Here is a 7,138-nt window from a genome sequence, read left to right as displayed (position 1 = left end):
CGGCACTCACCGGCCGAACCCGGCGGCGCGGCCGTACCGGGCGGCCCCAGCCGGGATCACAACGGCACTCGCCGGCCGAACCCGGCGGCGCGGCCCTACCGGGCGAGCCCCGCCCCAGCGGCTCGGCGGCTTCCGCGGGCCCCGTGGCCAGGAGATCCCCGCCACACCCCTCTACGGCACCGTGCGCGCCCCACGTACCGTCATGGGTATGAGCCCCACTCCCCCCGTACGCCGTCTGCGCCTCGGCCTGCCGCGGCGGGTCTTCTCGCAGGTGCTGCTGATGCAGCTGGCGATCGCCGCGGGAGTCGCGGTGCTCGCGACCGGGCTGTTCCTCGCGCCGCTCGGCGACCAGCTGGACGACCAGGCGATGCGCCGCGCCCTCGCGATCGCGCAGACCACCGCCCAGCAGCCGCAGATCGTCCGGGACCTGCGCGGCACCGCTCCGGAGCCCGACGGCCCGGTGCAGAAGGAGGCCGAGCGGATCCGCGAGGCGACGCAGGCGGAGTACGTCGTCGTGATGGACCGCCAGGGCGTGCGCTGGTCGCACACCGACCCGGAGCGGATCGGCGAGGTCGTCTCCACCGACCCCGGTCAGGCCCTGGCCGGCCGGGAGGTCATGGAGATCGACGACGGCACCCTGGGCCGCTCCGCGCGCGGCAAGGTGCCGCTGCACGACGAGGACGGCCGGATCGTCGGGGCCGTGTCGGTGGGCATCGCCTACGACAGCGTCCGGGCCCGGCTGATCCACGCCATTCCCGGGCTGTTCGCCTACGCCGGCGGCGCCCTGGCCGTCGGCGCGCTCGCCGCCTGGCTGATCTCGCGCCGGGTCCAGCGGCAGACCCGCGACCTGGCCTTCTCGGACATCGCGGCGCTTCTCGCCGAGCGCGAGGCCATGCTGCACGGCATCCGGGAGGGTGTCGTCGCCCTGGACCGCGGCGGGCGCATCCGCCTGCTCAACGACGAGGCCCAGCGCCTGCTCGGCATCGCCGGCGAGGCGGTCGGCCGCACGCCCCACGAGGCGCTCGGCGAAGGCCGCACGGCCGACGTCCTGGCCGGCCGCGTGACGGGCACCGACCTGCTCACCGTCCGTGGTCAGCGCGTCCTGGTCGCCAACCGGATGCCCACCGGCGACGGCGGCGCCGTCGCCACGCTGCGCGACCGCACCGAGCTGGAACAGCTCGGCCGGGAGCTGGACTCGACGCGCGGCCTCATCGACGCGCTGCGCGCGCAGGACCACGAGCACGCCAACCGCATGCACACCCTGCTGGGGCTGCTCGAACTGGAGATGTACGACGACGCCGTGGAGTTCGTCGGCGAGGTGGTCGGCGACCACCGGGCCACCGCGGAGCAGATCACCGAGCGGATCCAGGAGCCCCTTCTGGCCGCACTGCTCGTCGGCAAGGCGACCGTCGCGGCCGAGCGCGGCGTCGCCCTGTGGGTGTCGGACCGGACACGGCTGCCGGACCGCCTGGTCGATCCGCGGGGGCTCGTCACGATCGTGGGCAACCTGGTGGACAACGCGCTCGACGCCGTCGCGGGCACCCCCCACGCGCGCGTGGAGGTGGAACTGCGTGCGGAGGGCCGCACCGCGATCCTCCGGGTCCGTGACACGGGGCCCGGCGTCCCGGCCGAGCACCGTGAGCTGGTGTTCACGGAGGGGTGGACCACCAAGGAGCCGCCGGCCCACCGCGGGCGCGGACTGGGGCTGTCCCTGGTGCGCAGGCTGGCCGAACGGCAGGGGGGCAGCGCCGTGGTCGGCGAGGCGCGCGGCGGTGGCGCGGAGTTCACCGTCGTCCTGCCCGAGGCACTGGCCGAACCCCCGCCGGAGCCCGCCCTCACCGCCGCCGTGAACACCGCTGCCGAGGAGGAGTCCCGATGATCGAGGTCCTGGTCGTGGACGACGACACGCGGGTCGCGCGGGTCAACGCCGCCTACGTCGAGAAGGTGCCGGGCTTCCACGTCGCCGGCGAGGCGCACAGTGCGGCGGAGGCGTTGCGGAGCGTGGAGGCGCTGCCCCGGCTCGACCTGGTCCTGCTGGACCACTATCTGCCCGACCGGACGGGCCTGGAGGTCGTCCGGGAGATGCGGCGGCGCGGCCACCAGACCGACGTGATCATGGTGACGGCCGCGCGGGACGTGGCGACCGTGCAGGCGGCGATGCGGCACGGTGCGCTGCAGTACCTGGTCAAGCCGTTCGCCTTCGCCGGGCTGCGCGCCAAGCTGGAGGCGTACGCGGAACTGCGCCGCACCCTCGACAGCGGCGGCGAGGCGGAGCAGGCGGAGGTGGACCGCATCTTCGGTGCCCTGTCGGCGCCGTCGGAGCCGGGGCTGCCGAAGGGGCACTCCCCCACCACCGCCGAGTCGGTGCGCCAGTGCCTGATGAAGGCCGACGGCCCGCTGTCCGCTCAGGAGATCGCCGAACTGACCGGGGTGAGCCGCCAGACCGCCCAGCGCTATCTGAAGCTCCTGGAGCGCACGGGACGGGCCAGGCTGACCCTCAAGTACGGCGACGCCGGCCGCCCGGAACACCGGTACGAGTGGGCGACCCGCGTCTGAGGAGGCCGGGCCGAGGTGAGAGCTCCCCGGGCGCGGAGGGTGCTACACGGCCCCCGCCCCGGTCAGCGACCGCACCTCCGTCTCGGCGTGCTTGGCCTCGTCGGGGGTCTCCGCCGAGGTGACCGTGCCGAGCCAGCCCGCGGCGAAACCGAGCGGGATCGAGACGATCCCCGGGTTCTGCAGCGGGAAGTACTGGAAGTCGACGCCCGGGAACAGGGATTGAGGGCTCCCCGACACCACCGGGGACAGCAGCACGAGCAACACGGCCGGCACCAGGCCGCCGTAGACGGACCACACGGCGCCGCGTGTGGTGAAGCCGCGCCAGAACAGCGAGTAGAGCAGGACCGGGAGGTTGGCGGAGGCGGCGACCGCGAAGGCGAGGCCCACCAGGAAGGCGACGTTGAGGTCGCGGGCCAGTAGCCCGAGGGCGATGGCGACGGCACCGATGCCGACGGCGGCGACCCGCGCCACGGTCACCTCGCTGCGCGGCTCGGCGCGCCGGCGCCGCAGCGACGCGTACAGGTCGTGGGCCACGGACGCCGAGGAGGCCAGAGTGACGCCGGCGACCACCGCGAGGATGGTGGCGAAGGCGACGGCCGCGACGACCGCGAACAGCACCGTTCCACCGGTGGAGTCGGCGCCGCCGCCCAGATCGAGCGCCAGCAGCGGGACCGCCGTGTTCCCGGCGGCGTTCGACTCGCGCACCGCATCCGGTCCGACGACGGCGGCGGCGCCGAGGCCGAGCACGATCGTCATGAGGTAGAAGCCGCCGATGAGGCCGATCGACCAGACGACCGACCGCCGTGCGGCCCGTGCCGTGGGCACGGTGTAGAAGCGGGACAGGATGTGGGGCAGCCCGGCCGTGCCGAGGACCAGGGCGAGCCCGAGGCTGATGAAGTCGGCACGGGCGATCCAGTCCCCGCCGTACTTCAGTCCCGGCACCAGGAACGCCTCGCCGTGGCCGCTGCGTTCGGCCGCCGTGAGCAGCAGCCGGTCGAAGTCGCCGTGGAACCGCACCAGCACCAGCGCCGTCAGCGCCACGGTGCCGCCGAGCAGCAGGACCGCCTTGACGATCTGGATCCACGTGGTGGCCCGCATGCCTCCCAGCGACACGTAGATCACCATGAGCGCGCCGACACCGATGACGGTCCATGCCTGCGCCGCCTCTCCCGTACCTCCCAGCAACAGCGCGACCAGGCTGCCCGCACCCACCATCTGCGCCACCAGGTACAGAACGGACACGGTGACCGAGGAGGTTCCCGCCGCGATGCGCACCGGCCGCTCCCTCATCCGGGCCGCCACGACGTCCGCGAGGGTGAACCGTCCGCAGTTGCGCACGAGTTCGGCGACGAGGAACAGCACGACCAGCCAGGCCACCAGGAAGCCCACCGAATACAGCATGCCGTCGTAGCCGTAGAGCGCGATGAGCCCGGAGATGCCGAGGAAGGAAGCGGCCGACATGTAGTCGCCCGCGATGGCAAAACCATTCTCCATGGGAGAGAAGAGGCGGCCGCCTGCGTAGAACTCCTCCGCGGAGCCCTGCCTGCTGCGGCTCGCCCATGTGGTGATCGCCAGCGTGACCGCGACGAACGTGCTGAAGAGCAGCAACGCCAGCGTCTGGTGGTCGCCCGTCACGACGCACCGCCCCGGACCCCGCGCGCCAGTTCCTGGGTGTCCCAGCGCAGTTCGAGCGCCGCCCGGTCCCTGCGCAGCCGGGCGTGCCGCGCGTACGCCCAGGTGAGCAGGAAGGTGGTGAGGAACTGGCCCAGCCCCGCGACCATCGCCACGTTCACCGCCCCTGTGACGGGCCGGGCCATCAGACCGGGCGCCGTCGTGGCGGCCACCACGTAGACGACGTACCAGACGAAGAAGGCGACGACCGCCGGCACCACGAACCGCCGGTAGCGGCCGCGCACCTCCCGGAAGGCCGCGCTGCGCTGAACCTCCAGGTACACGTCGGCCGCGGCCCGGGGCTCGGCGCCGGTCTCTGCGCGCGCCGGCGGCACCGCCGGGGCGGGGGCCGCCGCGCCCGCGGGCTCCGCCCAGCCGGAGGCCAGCGCGTCGTACCAGGGGTCGTCGTACGCCGGGCTCGCGGACGTCTCGGCGGGGCCGCGGTCCCGGGCGGCACGGTCGCCGACCGTGCTCTCGCGACCGCCCCCGGCTCCGCGAGGACGCTCGTTGCTTGACTGCATGCCCAAGGATGGACAGAACGGGAAGATCCCCGACTCTTCTTCCCTGCGCTCTTCACCCCATCAGGTGATTCGAGCCACTGGTGGCCGCATGGGTCCCTTCCCGCTCCCCCCAAGCACCGGCTAGGCGTCGATACGCGACCGGTCCAGCGTCGCGGCGGAGCTGGAGATGAACTCCTTGCGGGGCGCGACGTCGTTGCCCATCAGCAGGTCGAAGACGTGCTCGGCCGCCTCAAGGTCGGTGAGGTTGATCCGGCGCAGGGTGCGGCGGCGCGGGTCCATGGTCGTCTCGGCCAGCTGGTCGGCGTCCATCTCACCGAGGCCCTTGTACCGCTGGATGGAGTCCTTGTAGCGGATGTTCTTGCTCTGGAACTCCATGAGCTTGTCGCGCAGCTCGCGGTCCGAGTACGTGTAGACGTACTTGTCCTGGCCCTTCTTCGGCTGGACGAGCTCGACGCGGTGCAGCGGGGGCACGGCGGCGAACACCCGGCCCGCCTCGACCATGGGCCGCATGTAGCGGTGGAACAGCGTCAGGAGCAGCGTACGGATGTGGGAGCCGTCCACATCGGCGTCCGTCATCATGATGATCTTGCCGTAGCGGGCCGCGTCGATGTCGAACGTACGGCCCGACCCGGCTCCTATGACCTGGATGATCGCACCGCACTCGGCGTTCTTCAGCATGTCCGTCACGGACGACTTCTGGACGTTGAGGATCTTGCCGCGGATCGGCAGGAGCGCCTGGAACTCGGAGTTCCGGGCCAGCTTCGCCGTACCGAGCGCGGAGTCGCCCTCGACGATGAACAGCTCGCTGCGGTCGACGTCGTCGCTGCGGCAGTCGGCGAGCTTCGCGGGCAGCGAGGAGGACTCCAGGGCCGTCTTGCGGCGCTGCGCGTCCTTGTGCTGACGTGCGGCGATGCGGGTGCGGGCCGCCGCGACGGCCTTCTCCAGGACGACCCGCGCCTGCTGGGCGGCGTCCCGCCTGGTCGAGGTCAGGAACGCCTTCAGTTCCTTGGTGACCACGTTGTTCACGATGCGGCGGGCCGCCGAGGTGCCGAGCACCTCCTTGGTCTGCCCCTCGAACTGCGGCTCGGCCAGGCGGACCGTCACGACCGCCGTGAGGCCCTCCAGGGCGTCGTCCTTGACGATGTCGTCCTCGGCGACGCGCAGCAGCTTCTTGGCGCGCAGCACCTCGTTCATCGTCTTGGTGACCGCCTGCTCGAATCCCGCGACGTGGGTGCCGCCCTTGGGCGTGGCGATGATGTTGACGAACGACCTGACCGTGGTGTCGTAACCGGTGCCCCAGCGCAGCGCGACGTCGACGCCGAGGTCGCGGGTGACCTCCTTGGGCGTCATCTGACCGTGCTCGTCCAGGACCGGGACCGTCTCCTTGAAGGTGCCCTGCCCGCTGAAGCGGAGGACGTCGCAGACCGGCCTGTCGCTCGCCAGGAACTCGCAGAACTCGCTGATGCCGCCGTCGAAGCGGAAGGACTCCTCGCCCTTGCTGCCGCCCTCACCCAGGCCGAACTCGTCGCGGACGACGATGGTCAGGCCGGGCACCAGGAACGCCGTCTGGCGGGCGCGCTGGTGCAGCGTCTCCAGGGAGAGCTTGGCGTCCTTGAGGAAGATCTGGCGGTCGGCCCAGTAGCGCACGCGCGTGCCGGTGCGCGCCTTGGGGATCTTCTTGGCCTTGCGCAGTCCGCCCTTGGGGTCGAACTTGGCGTCCGGTCCGGCCCCCGCGAACGCGCCCGGCACGCCGCGGCGGAAGCTGATCGCGTGGACGTGGCCGCCGCGGTCCACCTCGACGTCCAGCCGGGCGGACAGGGCGTTCACCACGGAGGCGCCCACGCCGTGCAGACCGCCGGAGGCGGCGTACGAGCCGCCGCCGAACTTGCCGCCGGCGTGCAGCTTGGTCATGACGACCTCGACACCGGACATGCCGGTCTTCGGCTCGACGTCGACCGGGATGCCCCGGCCGTTGTCCCGGACCTCCACCGACGCGTCGTCGTGCAGGATCACCTCGATGTGGTCGCAGTAGCCGCCGAGGGCCTCGTCCACGGAGTTGTCGATGATCTCCCACAGGCAGTGCATCAGACCGCGGCTGTCGGTGGACCCGATGTACATACCGGGGCGCTTGCGCACGGCCTCGAGCCCCTCGAGGACGAGCAGGTGCCGCGCGGTGTAGTTGGAACCGTCCCGGTCTGCTCCTGCCAGCAGCGCAGTGGACGGCACGGACGTCTCGGCGGTCACGCGGTTCGCTCCTCGCTGAATTTCAGATGGGGCGCCATTGGGTAAGGGCGCGGCTTCGTTCACCGGTGAGAGGGTACCGAGCCCTGGTAGAGCCGTTGTAACGCCACCCTCGTCAGGCACTCAGCCTAGTCCACGGTCGCATACCT

The 7,138-nt window shown here is 72.1% G+C and carries 5 protein-coding genes; 2 read left to right on the top strand and 3 right to left on the bottom strand.

Annotated elements, in window-relative coordinates; genetic code table 11:
- Positions 1 to 208: 208 nt before the first annotated feature.
- Together H0H10_RS05525 and H0H10_RS05520 are read left to right on the top strand one after the other, a co-directional pair.
- Positions 209 to 1,879 (top strand): ATP-binding protein, encoded by a 1,671-nt coding sequence (locus H0H10_RS05525; protein ID WP_188179686.1) that lies wholly within the window; start codon positions 209 to 211, stop codon positions 1,877 to 1,879.
- Positions 1,876 to 2,556, top strand: coding sequence for a response regulator (locus H0H10_RS05520; RefSeq protein ID WP_188179685.1), 681 nt, complete (start codon positions 1,876 to 1,878; stop codon positions 2,554 to 2,556). The genes H0H10_RS05525 and H0H10_RS05520 overlap by 4 nt, the downstream gene beginning before the upstream one ends.
- A 42-nt stretch (positions 2,557 to 2,598) precedes the next feature.
- Here H0H10_RS05520 and H0H10_RS05515 read toward each other — a convergent pair whose 3' ends face one another.
- From H0H10_RS05515 to H0H10_RS05505, 3 genes are all read right to left on the bottom strand, one after another.
- Positions 2,599 to 4,191 (bottom strand): monocarboxylic acid transporter, encoded by a 1,593-nt coding sequence (locus H0H10_RS05515; protein ID WP_188179684.1) that lies wholly within the window; start codon positions 4,189 to 4,191, stop codon positions 2,599 to 2,601.
- Positions 4,188 to 4,748, bottom strand: a complete 561-nt coding sequence (locus H0H10_RS05510) for a DUF485 domain-containing protein (RefSeq protein ID WP_188179683.1) — start codon at positions 4,746 to 4,748, stop codon at positions 4,188 to 4,190. Before H0H10_RS05510 ends, H0H10_RS05515 begins: the two co-directional genes overlap by 4 nt.
- A gap of 120 nt (positions 4,749 to 4,868) precedes the next feature.
- Positions 4,869 to 6,992, bottom strand: a complete 2,124-nt coding sequence (locus H0H10_RS05505; RefSeq protein WP_188179682.1) for a DNA gyrase/topoisomerase IV subunit B — start codon at positions 6,990 to 6,992, stop codon at positions 4,869 to 4,871.
- Between the last annotated feature and the right edge of the window lie 146 nt (positions 6,993 to 7,138).

The sequence above is a fragment of the Streptomyces griseicoloratus genome, assembly GCF_014534645.1.
In the GTDB taxonomy this organism is placed as follows: Bacteria; Actinomycetota; Actinomycetes; order Streptomycetales; family Streptomycetaceae; genus Streptomyces; species Streptomyces griseicoloratus.
The sequence above is the reverse complement of the archived record's forward strand: the minus strand, read 5'-3'. Positions and strand labels throughout refer to the sequence as shown.

Excerpts from the sequence above, each read along its gene's own strand:
- H0H10_RS05510 (WP_188179683.1), bottom strand. The coding sequence starts at position 4,748 with ATGCAGTCAAGCAACGAGCGTCCTCGCGGAGCCGGGGGCGGTCGCGAG.
- H0H10_RS05525 (WP_188179686.1), top strand. The coding sequence starts at position 209 with ATGAGCCCCACTCCCCCCGTACGCCGTCTGCGCCTCGGCCTGCCGCGG.
- H0H10_RS05520 (WP_188179685.1), top strand. The coding sequence starts at position 1,876 with ATGATCGAGGTCCTGGTCGTGGACGACGACACGCGGGTCGCGCGGGTC.